This window comes from Acinetobacter sp. XH1741 (assembly GCF_041021895.1).
Taxonomy (GTDB): domain Bacteria; phylum Pseudomonadota; class Gammaproteobacteria; order Pseudomonadales; family Moraxellaceae; genus Acinetobacter.
Genome location: NZ_CP157428.1, coordinates 1 through 15614, shown reverse-complemented (window position 1 = coordinate 15614; position 15614 = coordinate 1). Strand labels below are relative to the sequence as shown.

Sequence of the window (15614 nt, the reverse complement as noted above, 5' to 3'; positions counted from 1 at the left end):
ATTAATCTAAAATTCTTAGTGTTGGCTTTTTCTTGGTTGGTTCAGTTGGTTCTTGTGCTTCTGACTCTACCGTCTCTTGAGCAGGTACTACATTTGCATATTCTTCTGGATCAAAGAATAAACCTTGGCCATTTTCGCGTGCATACATCCCTAAAACTGCCTGAATAGGGACGTAAATATCTTTAGATACACCGCCAAAACGTGCTGAAAAAGTAATAGCATCATTACTAATAAGTAACTGATGTACAGCATGTGGCACAATATTTAAAACAATCTGACCATCTTTCACAAATTGTTGAGGTACTTCAGTATGCGGCTGTGTTGCATCAACTAATAAATAAGGTGTGAGCTGGTTATCGCAAATCCATTCATAGATTGCGCGAGCAAGATAAGGACGTGTAGGGGTTAATTCAATAGTTTGCTCAGACATATCACACTATTCCATATTTAATTGTTCATTGTAACGGGTTTTCTCTTGGGGCGTCATTGATTTAACAAAAGAAGGGCGGCTAAAGATACGTTTACAGTACAAAAATATAGGCCGACACTGCTGCTTTGGTAAATCAATTCCCATGCTATTCAGCCTCACAAAAATTGGGGCAAGCATACAATCCAAAATTGAAAAATTTTCAGACATAAAATAAGGGAAATGCTGAAATAAGGGGGTAAGTGAAATTAAGGTATCACGTAATTCTTTTTGTGCTTTTAGTTTTTGTTCTACATTTAAAGTATCGGCATGTTTGAGCATATGATCAGCTAACTTGAACCAGTCATTTTCAAGACGCCAAATATATTGGCGTTGCTCTGCACGTGTCATAGGAGCATCGGCATAGAGTTTATTCTGACGATATCGATCATCGAGATATTCAGCAATAATCGGCGCCGAAAATAATTTAAGGTTTTGCTCAACTAGCATTGGCAATTGGTTATAGGGGTTTAGACTTGCTAAATCCTCATCTTCGTGATCAGTTACGATCAATTGATATTTAATTTGTTTTTCTGCTAATAAGAAACGAATCCAGTGAGAACGGAAATCATCAGCATGACTGTAAAGGGTAATCCCCTGAATAGAGGTGTTTTCGACCGACATATCACAAGACGACGTGGTTGAGTGAATCGATTAGGATACTAAAAATGCTCTAGGAAATCACGGTTCTAAAGAGATAGTTTGTTTATATTTATAAGTTTGCAGTTTGTAGTTCTATTTTCATAATAAAAAAGCCTTGGAAAAATCCAAGGCTTTTTGTCCAACTCGATAAACGAATTAACGTTTAGAGAATTGAGGACGTTTACGAGCTTTACGTAAACCAAGTTTCTTACGTTCAACTTCACGAGCATCACGAGTAACGAAACCAGCTTGACGTAGAACAGGTTTTAAAGTTTCGTCAGCAGCGATAAGCGCACGAGTAATACCGTGACGGATCGCGCCAGCTTGACCACCAATACCACCACCTTTAACAGTGATGTAAAGGTCAAACTTTTCAGTAACTTCTAAAAGTTCTAAAGGTTGACGAACAACCATACGAGCAGTTTCACGACCGAAATATTGCTCTAAAGTACGGTTGTTAATAACGAGTTTACCTGTACCAGATGACAAGAAAACACGTGCAGTTGCGGTCTTACGGCGACCTGTACCATAATTAGTAGCCATGTGCTGTATCCCTTAGATGTCCAAAACTTGTGGCTGTTGAGCAGCATGCGGATGCTCAGTACCAGCGTACACTTTCATTTTTTTGATCATTGCATAACCAAGAGGACCTTTTGGTAACATGCCCTTAACTGCTTTTTCAAGAACAGCTTCAGGTTTGTGAGCAATTAACTTCTCGAAGTTAGTCTCACGGATACCACCAGGGAAACCAGTATGGCGATAATATTTCTTATCAAGTGATTTTTTACCAGTCACTTGAACTTGTTCAGCATTAATCACAACGATGTAATCGCCAGTGTCAACGTGAGGAGTATAAGAAGTTTTGTGCTTACCGCGTAAACGACGAGCGATTTCAGTCGCAAGGCGACCTAAAGTTTTGCCAGAAGCATCAACAACATACCAGTCATGTTGAACTTCAGCTGGCTTAGCGCTGAGAGTTTTCATTAAACCACTACCTATTATAGTTGGTTTGGACTATGGAATCTGTCCAAACAAAAGGAGCGAGCATTCTAAACGAGTTTGCTCAAAGCCACAAGAAAAATCCATTTTAAGCTAGATAATTTAATCCATAAACTGATGAATGTCAGATATGTTAAAATAAAACTAATCTTTGTTATGTGTCTGGAGTGATTGTGCTGCCTTTATATGTCACTTCTGGTGAGCCGGCTGGTATTGGTCCAGATATTTGTTTGAGCTTGGCTAAACGCGTTGATGAACGTCCTATTGTTGTCTTAGCTGACCGAAATTTATTGAAACAACGTGCCCAAAAACTTGGGCTGGATATTCAGTTTATAGAATATGTTGGACAGACTGAATCATCATCTCTAAATGAACTTTATATAGAGCATGTGCCATTAGCGTCTGCAGTTGTTGATGGTCAATTAAATCCAGCTAACTCAGCTTATGTATTAGAACAACTGCGTCGTTCAGCTGAGTACGCAATGTCTGGTAAAAGTGTAGGGGTTGCTACTGCGCCCGTGCAAAAATCGGTCATTAATGATGCTGGAATTTTATTTAGTGGACACACTGAATACTATCAAGAGTTTGCAGGTGTTAAGCGCGTTGTGATGATGCTTGCAACTAAGACCTTGCGGGTTGCCTTAGCAACTACACATTTACCTTTAAGAGATGTTGCTGATGCAATTACCAAAGAACGGTTGCATCAGGTTATTGATATCTTACTTCATGACCTAAAAACTAAGTTTAAAATTACAGAACCACGGGTTTTGGTTTGTGGTTTAAATCCTCATGCGGGTGAAGATGGTTACTTAGGTCGTGAAGAGATTGACACCATTAATCCAGTGCTCGAGAGTTATCGATTCCAAGGTGTTAAATTAAGTCTAAGTTTGCCGGCAGATACTTTATTTACTCCTGATCATCTTAAAAATGCTGACGCCGTACTTGCCATGTACCATGATCAAGGCTTACCTGTGCTAAAATCACAGGGTTTTGGTGAAGCAATTAATATCACATTGGGCTTACCATTTATTCGAACTTCAGTCGATCATGGTACTGCTCTGTCTTTAGCTGGGACAGGCTTGGCAAAAAGCTCAAGTTTAAATGTCGCTGTCGATTTGGCTTTATCGTTGGCAGCGAGTTAAATTTTTCATGTTGGAAATGTTCTATGTATCAAATTAATGCCCTAAACCCGAAAGATGAAGGGCATAAAGCTCGTAAACGTTTTGGTCAAAACTTCTTACATGATCAACGAGTCATTGCCAAAATTGTACGCTCTGTAAATCCGCGTCCAGGCGATAATGTTGTTGAAATTGGTCCGGGCTTAGCTGCTTTAACCTCTCCTTTGATTGGGGAGTGTGATGCTTTAACAGTAGTCGAGTTAGACCGTGACTTAGCAGCAGGTTTACCAGAGCGTGTACCACATCCAGAACGTTTAACGATCGTAGAAGCTGATGCATTAAAATATGACTTTAGCCAACTTATAAAAGATGGTCGCCCATTACGTGTAGTGGGTAATTTGCCTTATAACATTTCTACGCCGTTACTTTTTCATCTCTTGGAATTTGGTAGCCAAGTAAAAGACATGCATTTCATGTTGCAAAAAGAAGTAGTGGATCGTATTACTGCTGAACCAAATACAAAAGAATATGGGCGTTTATCGGTAATGATTCAGTATTATTGCCAACCTACCTTTTTATTTGAAGTGCCGGCAGGTGCATTTAATCCACCACCGAAAGTAACAAGTGCGGTATTCCGTTTGGTTCCTTACGAACAAAAACCAATTGTCGCGAAAGATGAGAAAGCACTTGCCCGTTTAGTTGCACACGTATTTACCCAACGCCGTAAAACACTAAGAAATAGTCTTAAAGGGATGTTGGCAGATGATGGTTTCGAGAAAGCAGGTGTCGACCCAATGGCTCGTCCAGAAACTTTAAGTCTTGCTGCATTTGTGGCTTTGGCAGATCAAATGGTGGCATAAATGACCAAGCGTTATAATTATGTGATTGGAGACGTGCAAGGTTGTTTTGAAGCACTTAAGGCACTACTGAAAGAAATACGCTTTGATCCTGATCAAGATTTTATTTGGTTTGCTGGTGATTTAGTTGCCCGTGGAGAAAACTCTGTGGGCGCTTTACGTTTTATTAAAAAGTTAGCTGATCGTGGTGCCGCGGCAACAGTATTAGGTAATCATGATTTAACGCTCATCGCTTGTGCTCGTGGTCTTAAAGAAATTAAAGAAAAAGATCACACGCAGGATGTTATTGATGCTGTGGATGGTGATGAACTCATCGACTGGTTACGTAAGCAGCCATTATGTTTATTTCCAAATGAACAAACTGTGCTGACTCATGCAGGTATTCCTTGTATTTGGGATGCTCACAAAACCGCTGCGTTAGCAAAAGAAGTTGAAGCAGTATTAGCACACGATGACTTGTCTGTATTAGACGCGTTTTTAGCAGAAATGTATGGTTCAAAACCAGATCTTTGGTCAGATGATTTGACTGGTAATGACCGTTTACGCTGTATTACCAATTACTTAACACGTATGCGTTTAACCAATGCACAAGGAACTTTAGAATTTAGTTTTAAAGATACTTTAGATGCACCAATGCCAGAAGGTTATTTACCTTGGTTTGAATTCCCAAGTAAAGCTGCACAAACACATCAAGTATTTTTTGGACATTGGGCTGCTCTAGAAGGCAGAACGATTAGTGATCATATTCAAAATGTTGATGGTGGGTGTGTATGGGGGAAAAACTTAATTGCTTATCGACTTGAAAATCAGCAAGCTTTTTCAGTAGTTAACCCCGTCATGTAATAAAAAAAGCCGCATACGCGGCTTTTTTATTTTTAAATTATTCTAAACGAATCCAGATTTGATTACGTCCCAAAGCTGAAACTCCAAGGTAACCACGCATGTGTAGACGTTTACCATTTGCACTAAGTTTGGCTTTTAAACCATAAAGTTTACCCGTGTTCGGATCTAGAATTTTACCCCCAGTATAGGTTGTACTATCAACTTGTTTTAAACCAGTCGCAATATCTAAACCTACAATATGTTTATTGGTATAAGGCGCTGGGCAGTTATCACAAATTTCTTTGGGTGTATAACCTGGACGAGGTGTAATTTTTACAACTTTTCCTGCATAAGTACCATTTGCCTCTTTTCGTATTTCTACATGAGCCTTAGGGGCACCTGTTTTATCATCAATTGTTTGCCAAAGACCGGTAATATCAGCTGCAAAAGTAGCTGTGTTTATTCCCAATAAGAGCAAAGCCCCAACAAAAAATTTCCCCATAATCAAAAAATCCATTTAGATTTGAAAAACCTATATTATTTCTAATTGTGAATTGGTTCAATGTTTATTTAAGCCACTTTTTACTCAAGGAATAATTCCAAACGATAGCATGAAAGTCGGTAGCCATATTGCTGTAAATACACCATTTAATGCCATACCAAAAGCAGCATAACGACCTGCTACAGGCCCGCGTTGCCAAGCTTGAGCAGTACCAATTGCGTGAGCCGCTAAACCTAGGGCTAGTCCTGATGCTCGTTCATCATGAATATGTTTGAGTAAAAATGGTGAAAATGCTGCACCAATAACACCAGACAAAATCACAATCAGAGTAACTAATGTTTCTGGTGCATGTAGTAAAGTTGCAATGTTTAAAGCGATAGGCGTGGTTACAGCACGTGTAGCAAAAGCCAAGATTGTGGGTTCAGACATATGTAGTAAATAAGCGAGTCCCATAGGTAAAGCAACTGCACTAATACTTGCAAAGCACAATATTCCAACCACCGATTTAAGAGGAAGGTCGTCATAACGCATTGCAGCCAATGGAATAGCTAAAGCGACTGTGACATATCCTAATAAGTGGCTAAATAAATCATTTACGTAAAGGCGGTATTCTTGATAAGGAACTTTCAAGATTGAAAGTAAACCAATGACGATAAACATGCCAAATACTAAAAGAGGGACTTGAGGAAAGCGGCGATTTAAAGGTTTTGCACAAAGATAGCCAACGAGAGTGATCAAAAATCCATATAAAATCATAAACATTTTATTCTCCTTATAACCAATGTTTAGCCATTTTTGCATAGACCCATAAGGGTATAAGGGTACTCACCACCAATACGAACAAGAATAATGGAATTTCTTTACCCATATGCACCAGCATAATGAGAGAACCTGCACAAATGGGTAAAAAAGCAAAACCACTTTCTTTCATGATTTTATTGTTAGTATCGACTAATCTTAATGGGATTTTTTTAAACTTACGCCAAATGAGTAATATGATGAGTAAACTGATTAAACCCACCAGATTTCCCAATTCTGGATGACCAAAAGCACGCATGACGACGACTGAACCTTCACGGAAACCAATAATAAGTAGAAAAGTTCCTACCCATGCTGCCCAGTCTATACTTTTGATCTTATCCATATTTTTTATCTCTAAAAGTTTACTTATCGAGTTTTAACTGATCTAGTCCTTGATTTCAAACTCTTCTAGTGGTCGTTTAAACTGACTCGCGCGTTCACCTAATATCTCGTCTATAGGTAGTTTGGCTTGGCGAATTAACTGCTCAAGCTTGTGAGGAGCAATCCGTATATCGATATGTAAGAGTCCTTCATCATCATAATGTTCAGACTCGATAACATTTAAAGCGTAAAGCTGAGTACGCAATTTGCCATAAGCCGGTTTAAGAATTAATGAGAACTGTTGAATTTGTCCCATTAAGCATTCTTGTACTGCTTGGCGTAGTAAATCTAAACCTAATCCGGAATGTGCTGATACATATACACGGTCAGGAACGTGAGGCTGTGAGTAAACAATTTTGGCTTCTTCACCACTTAGATCAATTTTGTTGTAAACACGTAGAACAGGTGCATCTGCGCCAATTTCTTTTAATACGCCTTCAACAGCTTCAATTTGATCAAGCATGTCATGACTACTGCTATCGATTACATGTAATAGCAAGGTAGCTTCCAGCGTTTCTTCTAAGGTTGCTTTAAACGACTCGACCAAATCATGTTGCAGGTTTCGTACGAATCCTACGGTATCTGCTAGAACAACAGTACCAATTCCATCCCATTCTAAACGACGTAAGGTTGGGTCAAGTGTTGCAAACAGCTGGTCAGCTGCATAAACATCACTTTTGGCTAAAATATTAAATAAAGTAGATTTACCGGCGTTGGTATAACCCACTAATGATACGGTTGGGATCGATGCTTTTTGTCTCGCTGCTCGTCCTTGTATACGCGTTTGATGAACTTTCTCTAACTTATCTTTTAATTGAGTAATACGAACACGAATAAGACGACGGTCTGTTTCCAGTTGGGTTTCACCAGGGCCACGTAAACCAATACCGCCTTTTTGCTGCTCAAAGTCAGCAGACCAACCGCGAATCAAACGAGTCGATAAATGTTTAAGCTGGGCAAGTTCGACTTGTAATTTACCTTCATGTGTACGGGCACGAAGCGCGAAAATATCTAGAATTAAACCTGTACGGTCAATGACTCGACATTTTAATATTCTTTCCAAATTACGTTCTTGGGCTGGTGATAAAGCATGATCAAAAATAACCAGACTTGCTTCTAGGCTTTCAACTTGTTCTGCAATTTCTTCAACTTTCCCTGAACCAATAAAAAATTTGGGATTAGGTTTATTACGCTGCACTTTAATATGTTCAAGAATATCTGCACCAGCAGACTGTGCAAGTAGAGCAAACTCTTCGGCATCCAGATCATCTAGTAGTTGTACAGAAACACTCACCAATATTGTGCGTTCACCGCCTTGATGCCGATCAACATATTCCACGTGGCTATAAATCCTGAAAAGGGTAAAACTTTATTCTAGATGAAACTTAAGCAAAAGGGGAAAGGGTTTACTCTTATCCTTTAGATTAACCATAGCTCATTTTATTTGCTTTTATGGTAGAGCATAGCGATGCAAGTTTATTCTGAAACGTATAGAATGGCTCAAAGATGGGTATAACAATGATTGATCGTTAGTGAAATTTTATGGCTCAAACGCAAAGTATAGTGAATTCAACATTAAAGAAATTTTCAAAAATAGGTTTGTACGGGAAAAAAGTTACTTCAGCAACTGCGGCAATCAGTGAAGGTTTTTACTTAGTTTATCGTCATGGGCTTTATAAAGACCCAAATAATCCTGTTAATACACGCTATGTCCAATATTTCTGCCGCCGTTTGTGTCAAGTCTTTAACCTAGAGGTTCAAGTACATGGCACAATCCCTAGAGAGCCTGCTTTATGGGTAAGTAATCATATCTCTTGGCTTGATATTGCAGTTTTGGGTTCAGGTGCACGAGTTTTCTTTTTAGCTAAAGCCGAGATAGAAAGTTGGCCTATTCTTGGTAACTTGGCGAAAGGTGGTGGTACTTTATTTATTAAACGTGGGTCAGGTGACTCTATTAAAATTCGAGAGCAAATTACCAAATTTTTAAAACAAAATATTCCAGTTTTATTCTTTCCTGAAGCGACTACGACAGATGGTCATTCTGTTAAGAAAGTACATGGTCGCTTACTTGGAGCTGCTATTGAAGCAGGGCGTCCTGTACAGGTGTGTTTAATCTGTTATGTAAATCGTCATGGCGAATTAGATACCGTTGCACCATTTATTGGTGAGATGTCATTTGCTGAGCATATTCAGCGTGTCCTAGAAATGCCGAAAGTAACTGCTCATTTATTGACATTACCTCCTATCTCGGTAGAAGGACATGATGTAAAAAGTCTGACTCAAGAAGTCCAAGAAAAAATGGTAGAAGGTTTGGCTCAATTACATCAAAAAGTACTTAAGCCAAGAAGCTAATTACATAAAACCTTCGAGTGGCAGCCATGAAAGAAATTTCATGCCTGCCTTTTGCCACCATTTCATTGCTGGCTCTTTTTTATAAATTACAGGACCTTTTGGCGTTTCTTGTTGCCAATAAATATTATTGTTTGGATCGAGCTTTAATTTATAGGCATATTTATTTAAATTTTCATCCATCGTATGGTGAATTGTTTTCGCTAGCGATGGGCTATCTAAAATTACACCAATTTCAGTATTTAAGTAGGCTGAGCGTGGATCAAAATTGAATGATCCAATAAAAACCTGTTCATCTAAAGCCATAAGTTTAGTGTGTAAACTTGAACGGCTTAAGCCTTTCATATTTACTTTTGCTTTAGTTGCCAACTCATCGGTGTTTTTATTTAAATTACGTTTATCTGGGGTAGGCAAAAACTCATAAAGTTGAACGCCGTTTTTCAAAAGCTCTTTACGATATCGACCATAAAAAGCATGCACAACAGCCACGTCATTTGCTTTAAATGAATTTGTTAAAACTCGAACTTCTACGCCTTCTTTTGCAAGACTACTTAAAATTTTAGCACCTTGCTTTTCTGGAATGAAATAAGCAGAAATCAAGTCAACATTACTTTCTGGCTTTTCCAAGTGATTAATTAATTGGAAATTTAAGTGATCTTCTTTCTTTGCTTTTGATCTAATCTTATCGGGTGAGTCTTTCACAACTTCTGCTTTTACCCAATCAAATTGGATATTATGGTCTAGCCACTTATCAAAAGCGTGCGATCTAGAAGTTAAGTCTAGAAAGTTTTGAACAGTGGCTTGTTGATAATGCGCATCGAGTTGTTCTTTTAAACTTTCATAGCGCAAACGATGGTATTGAGCACTTACAATACTTTGAACCGAATATGCATAATCATGATTCCAGTAGTCATCAAAAGAATTCACGATGTCATCAACGGCAGCACCAACTAACATGACATCAACATCAGAAAATTGATAACTGTCACTGACGTTATAATACTGATTTGTCATGTTACGACCGCCAATAAGCGCAACCTGATTATCGGCAATAAAACTCTTATTATGCATACGACGATTGATACGCTTTAAATCTAAAATCATATCCATCGCACGGTATTGGCGAAAACGGTAAGGGTTGAATAATTTAACTTCAATATTTTTATGCTGAGAAAGGGCAAGTAATACCCCTTCCATTTTTTTAGCATTATTGTCATCAATCAATAAACGAACTTTAACGCCGCGGTCAGCAGCACGAATAATGGCATGCAAGGCCAAAGCGCCAATTTTGTCATTATCCCAAATGTAATACTGTAAATCTAAAGTCTTTTCGGCTTTATCAATGAGTCTTAAACGGGCTGCAAGTGCCTCTAATGGGTCATTTAAAACGTGATAACCTGTTAATCCCGGATTTTGCTCACGTAAAGGCGTAATAATTTTTGCAAGCGAAGTCTGAGAGGTATCAATATCTCGTGCGTACTGAACGGGTTCAACACTATGTTTCGGTAGAGTACTACAACCTGTCAAAGTCACAGCAAAACTTGAACATACGACTATAGAAGCTTTAATCAAAAAGCCTTTAGCCTGTTGATGCGTTTGAAGCTGTTTGGAATGAAAGGTTTGTGCCATAATCAATACATACGATAACGTGAGCTAGAGTATAGTTCGTGCATATTGAAAGATAAATATTGAATTTGATTACTAGCAATCAATATAAGATAAGTCGAGAGTCGTAATGTGGAACCCAAATTCAATCCTCTTTTGTTTTTACTTTATTTTTTCAATACTTGCTCTCTGGGGAATTGCTGAAGCTTGGACTCATCAGTCGCGTACCGAAACTATCCATCCATTTAAAGCTTTTGTTCATTTACTTGCTTTTTATCTATCTTATCTTCTTATTCCACTCTGGTTCTTTAATCTATACGCAGGCTGGATGGGTTATTACTCAATTCATCAAACTATTTTTATCTTTTTCTTAAGCGGTATTTTAATTTACGCACGCTTTATAGAGCCACATTTAGTACGTGTTGATGTTCATCAATATCGTTTAAATTCAGACCGCCGTTTTAATAAACCTGTAAAAGTTGCCTTAATTGCTGATTTACATATAGGTTTATTTTCAGGTCACGAGCGCCAACTCAAAATCATTGTAAAAAAACTTAATGAGCAACAACCAGACTTAGTGGTTGTGGCAGGGGACTGGACTTATGAGCCAGAAGATAAATTAGTGCAAGAACTGGCTGTGCTCAAAGATATTCAGGCTCCTGTATATTCTGTTCCTGGGAATCACGACGAACAATATCCAGGGCCTCCTATCCAACAATTATTAAAAGATGCACTTCACTACAATGAAGTTATGGATATTGAAGGGAAAGTTGTTGAATTTGATGAGTTTCGCTTAATTGGCATTGGTGATCTTTGGGCTGGAAAAACCGATATGCGGTCAATGCCAGATTTACCCCAAGATAAACCTTGGCTAATTCTTTCCCACAATCCAGATACTGTAGATATGGTGCCCCAATTACCTAATCGTCCTTTAATGTTATCTGGGCATACCCACGGAGGGCAGGTCGAACTTCCTTGGGTGACTAACTATATTATGAAAAAAGTATCAATTTTAGGTCATAAGCGTGGCTTTTACTCGCATGAGCATGCGGATGTATTTGTTACTGTAGGAACAGGTATGGTTGGAATTCCCCTAAGATTCCGTGTACCACCTACCATTGATATTATTGAGCTTTTATAAAACAAAAAAGCCAATCATAAAGATTGGCTTTTTTATATGAACTGAAGTTATGGAATAACGACAATGGCAACACGTCGGTTAATCGCACGATTTTCATTCGTTGTATTTGGAACATAAGGTTGCGTTGAACCACGACCAATTACATAGATATTTTCTTTTTTAAATCCGCGAGCTAAGAAAAGATTTGCCACACTTTGTGCGCGCTCTTCAGATAACTTCTGGTTATATGCAGCGTCGCCAACATCATCAGTGTGACCAACAATTTTCAATTTATTCAGATCATATTTGTTCAATTGATTTGCTAGACGAACTAATTCGGCTTCATGACTTTGTTTTAACTCTGCATTATTAAAGTCAAACAACAAACGTTCTGGTAAACCTAAAGTCCATCCCTCATCAGTAAGAACAAAACCTTCTTTTTTGAGCAATTTTACTTGACGATATTTCAAAGGACCAAAACTCAAGCAGCCTGCAAGAGTAATGCACAGCAATGCAATAAAAGAGAGTTTCAAAGATCTTGTATTCATAGATTAGCCTAAATTTAATTCTCTGGTTTATAAATAAACCAATGTTGCTCAGAAGTCTTAGCTTTATACATTGCTTGATCTGCTTGCATAATAAAATCTTCTGGACTAGACGCAAATTGGGATAAAGCAATCCCTACACTAAAACTGAAATAAATTGTTTGATCATTTAGATGCAAAGGTTCTTTACAGCTTTCGAGTAAATTTTCAGCAATAGATATTAAATGATCGGCATGCGTAATGGAATGCAAAATAACCGCAAATTCATCACCCCCTAAACGAGCAATAAAATCTCGATGTCTTAAGCGTGTTTGTAACCTTTTAGCCATTTCTTTTAAAACTTCATCACCAGCCAAATGTCCGAACTGGTCATTAATTGATTTGAAGTTATTGTTATCTATAAACAAGAGGGCAGACTTGTTATCAAAATCTTTATCTTCAAACATGTCTAATAAGATTTGATAAAAATAATGTCTATTTGGTAAAAGGGTAAGCTGATCGTGATGAGCTTGAAATGATAATTTACGATTTTCTTTTTGAAGCTGATTATCCCAAATCTGAATTTCTTCAAGAAGCTCATTAAAGACCGTATTTAAATCTTGAAACTCTTTAATTCGATTATATGGAAAACGAAGATTATAAGCTTTTTGTTCACTTACGATTTGGGCAATATTTGTAAGTGGATAAATTGCTTGCATGATCTGACGATAAGTCAAATTCACTGACCACCATAACGCACAAACAATAAATAACATGGCAATCGCAAGACCAACCATAATCATTTTTAAGAATTGCAATATTTTTTCTGAACTACCAAAAAGAGTTAACTCACCTACATTTTGTTGATGATGATAAATATTTAAATGAACAGGTTCATTGAGAAACCAATGATCAAACCAGCCTTCTAAAATAGAAGTCTGACTCGACAATTTAAAACTTTGAGCAATTAAATGATGTTCAGAATCATAAATATGAATCGCTCGAATCGAATGATCATTTGTATATTCATTTAAAATTTGTTCTATCGTGATCTTGTCATTAAACACGACAGCAGGTTGGATACGTTCAAGTAAGGTGTGGCTGAGTAATTGCAAATTTTGTTTTGCATAAGTTTCCATAGTAAAAACGGAAATTGATACAAACGTAAAAGAGCAGATAAAAAAAGTAATAGCAAAAATAGTGAATTGAGATTTTCTAAAAAGAGCATGTAGTGAAGTGGACTGATACAACTTAGATATCATGGCCCTTACTCCGCATTCTTGGCCAAGAGTAATACCCTTGGATCAATATGGACCTTGGAATGACTTAATGCGTCTAAGTTAACTTTAAAAGTAGTGTAATTATTTTGGTCATATAGACAAAAGATACTACCGGTTTCACATTCAGGATTATTAATGCTCAAAGAAAGTAAAGAACGATATGGATAGTTTTGAATTAGAGTCTGTTGTTGTTGGGGTGAGGTAGTAGAGAAATAAACTGCTTGGCAATGCGACTTAGAGAAATCTTTAGCATTAACCGTTTGCACACGATAATTATAAGATAATTGTTGAATATAAGACTGGAATGTAGAAGTAATTGAGGGATTATCAATTACACAAAGAGTAGGGGTGCTTACATTCTCCCATTTGCTATAACTTAAAATAGATAAAGTCAGCACATAGAAGTTATGTTTTGAGTTGGCATAAGAAGGCCCGCTCGTAGCAAACACTACAAGTATGCAGAATAATACCTTCTTAGCAGAGTGCCACATGGTGAGTTAATGCCAAATCAATTGCACGAATAATCTATTCTACATGAAGTTGATTAACTAAAAAAAGTTTAATATCTCATCTAATTTCTATTAAAAAGCCTAAAAAACGCCCACTTGATACAAAGGTGGTGAAAAAGGGGTTGCAAGTGGAAATTAATGGTCTATAATGCACATCCATCGGCGGTGATGCAGATAGAAACTTGTTGAAAAACAGTTACTTGTGATTGAGTTGGTTGCGTTAAGTGATGAATTTGATGATGAGAAGGTTTAGAAAATAAGTTTTAAAAAATATCGAAATTACCTGTTGACTTTTAAGAGATTAAGAGTAATATAGCCGACCTAGCTTGCTGGTGACGAACCAGGAAGAAGATCATTAAGAGAATTGAAGAACAACTTGTGTGGATTTTTACTGATTGATTAATCGAAATAATTTTCATTGATTGATTGGTTTAAATTACTCGAAGTTTATTTGAGCGAATTTAAGTCAGTAATTGATGAGCCAGAATTGGTACCTTGTCTTTAAATAAGGTACAAAATGATTTTAACTGAAGAGTTTGATCATGGCTCAGATTGAACGCTGGCGGCAGGCTTAACACATGCAAGTCGAGCGGGGAAAGGTAGCTTGCTACCTAACCTAGCGGCGGACGGGTGAGTAATGCTTAGGAATCTGCCTATTAGTGGGGGACAACATCTCGAAAGGGATGCTAATACCGCATACGTCCTACGGGAGAAAGCAGGGGATCTTCGGACCTTGCGCTAATAGATGAGCCTAAGTCGGATTAGCTAGTTGGTGGGGTAAAGGCCTACCAAGGCGACGATCTGTAGCGGGTCTGAGAGGATGATCCGCCACACTGGGACTGAGACACGGCCCAGACTCCTACGGGAGGCAGCAGTGGGGAATATTGGACAATGGGGGAACCCTGATCCAGCCATGCCGCGTGTGTGAAGAAGGCCTTATGGTTGTAAAGCACTTTAAGCGAGGAGGAGGCTACTTTAGTTAATACCTAGAGATAGTGGACGTTACTCGCAGAATAAGCACCGGCTAACTCTGTGCCAGCAGCCGCGGTAATACAGAGGGTGCAAGCGTTAATCGGATTTACTGGGCGTAAAGCGCGCGTAGGCGGCTAATTAAGTCAAATGTGAAATCCCCGAGCTTAACTTGGGAATTGCATTCGATACTGGTTAGCTAGAGTGTGGGAGAGGATGGTAGAATTCCAGGTGTAGCGGTGAAATGCGTAGAGATCTGGAGGAATACCGATGGCGAAGGCAGCCATCTGGCCTAACACTGACGCTGAGGTGCGAAAGCATGGGGAGCAAACAGGATTAGATACCCTGGTAGTCCATGCCGTAAACGATGTCTACTAGCCGTTGGGGCCTTTGAGGCTTTAGTGGCGCAGCTAACGCGATAAGTAGACCGCCTGGGGAGTACGGTCGCAAGACTAAAACTCAAATGAATTGACGGGGGCCCGCACAAGCGGTGGAGCATGTGGTTTAATTCGATGCAACGCGAAGAACCTTACCTGGCCTTGACATAGTAAGAACTTTCCAGAGATGGATTGGTGCCTTCGGGAACTTACATACAGGTGCTGCATGGCTGTCGTCAGCTCGTGTCGTGAGATGTTGGGTTAAGTCCCGCAACGAGCGCAACCCTTTTCCT

17 protein-coding genes and 1 rRNA gene are annotated in these 15614 nt (G+C 38.5%); 6 read left to right on the top strand and 12 right to left on the bottom strand.

Features of this window, described 5'->3' with window-relative positions:
• Position 1: 1 nt before the first annotated feature.
• From ABLB96_RS00090 to rplM, 4 genes are all read right to left on the bottom strand, one after another.
• Positions 2 to 430, bottom strand: a complete 429-nt coding sequence (locus ABLB96_RS00090; protein ID WP_348898483.1) for a ClpXP protease specificity-enhancing factor — start codon at positions 428 to 430, stop codon at positions 2 to 4.
• A gap of 6 nt (positions 431 to 436) precedes the next feature.
• Positions 437 to 1090 (bottom strand): glutathione S-transferase N-terminal domain-containing protein, encoded by a 654-nt coding sequence (locus ABLB96_RS00085; protein WP_348898482.1) that lies wholly within the window; start codon positions 1088 to 1090, stop codon positions 437 to 439.
• Positions 1091 to 1264: 174 nt separating this feature from the next.
• The gene (rpsI, locus tag ABLB96_RS00080; protein ID WP_174729024.1) at positions 1265 to 1651 is read right to left on the bottom strand and encodes a 30S ribosomal protein S9; all 387 of its coding nucleotides are present in this window, start codon (positions 1649 to 1651) and stop codon (positions 1265 to 1267) included.
• 12 nt (positions 1652 to 1663) lie between these two features.
• Positions 1664 to 2092 carry a 50S ribosomal protein L13 gene (gene rplM / locus ABLB96_RS00075; RefSeq protein WP_002117832.1) on the bottom strand — a complete coding sequence of 143 codons (429 nt, stop codon included), beginning with the start codon at positions 2090 to 2092 and terminating at the stop codon, positions 1664 to 1666.
• A gap of 173 nt (positions 2093 to 2265) precedes the next feature.
• On the opposite strand from rplM, the gene pdxA reads away from it, so the two are divergent.
• From pdxA to ABLB96_RS00060, 3 genes are read left to right on the top strand one after another with little or no spacing between them, the layout of a single operon-like run.
• Entirely contained in the window at positions 2266 to 3249 is a 984-nt protein-coding gene (pdxA, locus tag ABLB96_RS00070; RefSeq protein ID WP_348898481.1) for a 4-hydroxythreonine-4-phosphate dehydrogenase PdxA, read from the top strand.
• Positions 3250 to 3272: 23 nt separating this feature from the next.
• Positions 3273 to 4085 carry a 16S rRNA (adenine(1518)-N(6)/adenine(1519)-N(6))-dimethyltransferase RsmA gene (gene rsmA / locus ABLB96_RS00065; protein ID WP_309454229.1) on the top strand — a complete coding sequence of 271 codons (813 nt, stop codon included), beginning with the start codon at positions 3273 to 3275 and terminating at the stop codon, positions 4083 to 4085.
• The gene (locus ABLB96_RS00060) at positions 4086 to 4925 is read left to right on the top strand and encodes a symmetrical bis(5'-nucleosyl)-tetraphosphatase (protein ID WP_348898480.1); all 840 of its coding nucleotides are present in this window, start codon (positions 4086 to 4088) and stop codon (positions 4923 to 4925) included.
• A 37-nt stretch (positions 4926 to 4962) separates the two neighbouring features.
• Here ABLB96_RS00060 and ABLB96_RS00055 read toward each other — a convergent pair whose 3' ends face one another.
• The 4 genes from ABLB96_RS00055 to hflX all read right to left on the bottom strand — a co-directional run bounded on the left by ABLB96_RS00055 (position 4963) and on the right by hflX (position 7927).
• On the bottom strand, positions 4963 to 5406 hold the full coding sequence (locus ABLB96_RS00055) for a DUF2147 domain-containing protein (RefSeq protein ID WP_348898479.1): 444 nt from the start codon (positions 5404 to 5406) through the stop codon (positions 4963 to 4965).
• An 84-nt stretch (positions 5407 to 5490) separates the two neighbouring features.
• Positions 5491 to 6168, bottom strand: a complete 678-nt coding sequence (locus tag ABLB96_RS00050) for an LrgB family protein (RefSeq protein ID WP_348898478.1) — start codon at positions 6166 to 6168, stop codon at positions 5491 to 5493.
• A 10-nt stretch (positions 6169 to 6178) separates the two neighbouring features.
• A complete protein-coding gene (locus ABLB96_RS00045) occupies positions 6179 to 6550 on the bottom strand; it encodes a hypothetical protein (protein WP_002048719.1) in 372 nt (123 codons plus the stop codon).
• A gap of 42 nt (positions 6551 to 6592) precedes the next feature.
• The gene (hflX, locus tag ABLB96_RS00040) at positions 6593 to 7927 is read right to left on the bottom strand and encodes a ribosome rescue GTPase HflX (RefSeq protein ID WP_348898477.1); all 1335 of its coding nucleotides are present in this window, start codon (positions 7925 to 7927) and stop codon (positions 6593 to 6595) included.
• A gap of 203 nt (positions 7928 to 8130) precedes the next feature.
• On the opposite strand from hflX, the gene ABLB96_RS00035 reads away from it, so the two are divergent.
• Positions 8131 to 8940, top strand: a complete 810-nt coding sequence (locus tag ABLB96_RS00035; RefSeq protein ID WP_348898476.1) for a lysophospholipid acyltransferase family protein — start codon at positions 8131 to 8133, stop codon at positions 8938 to 8940.
• Here ABLB96_RS00035 and ABLB96_RS00030 read toward each other — a convergent pair whose 3' ends face one another.
• Positions 8941 to 10566 (bottom strand): phospholipase D family protein, encoded by a 1626-nt coding sequence (locus tag ABLB96_RS00030; RefSeq protein WP_348898475.1) that lies wholly within the window; start codon positions 10564 to 10566, stop codon positions 8941 to 8943.
• 106 nt (positions 10567 to 10672) lie between these two features.
• Between ABLB96_RS00030 and ABLB96_RS00025 the strand changes: the two genes are divergently transcribed.
• Positions 10673 to 11683 carry a metallophosphoesterase gene (locus tag ABLB96_RS00025; RefSeq protein WP_348898474.1) on the top strand — a complete coding sequence of 337 codons (1011 nt, stop codon included), beginning with the start codon at positions 10673 to 10675 and terminating at the stop codon, positions 11681 to 11683.
• Positions 11684 to 11730: 47 nt separating this feature from the next.
• On the opposite strand, the gene ABLB96_RS00020 is transcribed toward ABLB96_RS00025, so the two are convergent.
• From ABLB96_RS00020 to ABLB96_RS00010, 3 genes are read right to left on the bottom strand one after another with little or no spacing between them, the layout of a single operon-like run.
• Positions 11731 to 12210, bottom strand: a complete 480-nt coding sequence (locus ABLB96_RS00020) for an OmpA family protein (RefSeq protein WP_004796325.1) — start codon at positions 12208 to 12210, stop codon at positions 11731 to 11733.
• Positions 12211 to 12224: 14 nt separating this feature from the next.
• Entirely contained in the window at positions 12225 to 13448 is a 1224-nt protein-coding gene (locus tag ABLB96_RS00015) for a diguanylate cyclase (RefSeq protein ID WP_348898473.1), read from the bottom strand.
• A 5-nt stretch (positions 13449 to 13453) separates the two neighbouring features.
• Positions 13454 to 13957, bottom strand: a complete 504-nt coding sequence (locus tag ABLB96_RS00010; RefSeq protein WP_309455035.1) for a YfiR family protein — start codon at positions 13955 to 13957, stop codon at positions 13454 to 13456.
• 542 nt (positions 13958 to 14499) lie between these two features.
• Between ABLB96_RS00010 and ABLB96_RS00005 the strand changes: the two genes are divergently transcribed.
• Positions 14500 to 15614: ribosomal RNA gene (locus ABLB96_RS00005) — 16S ribosomal RNA — on the top strand.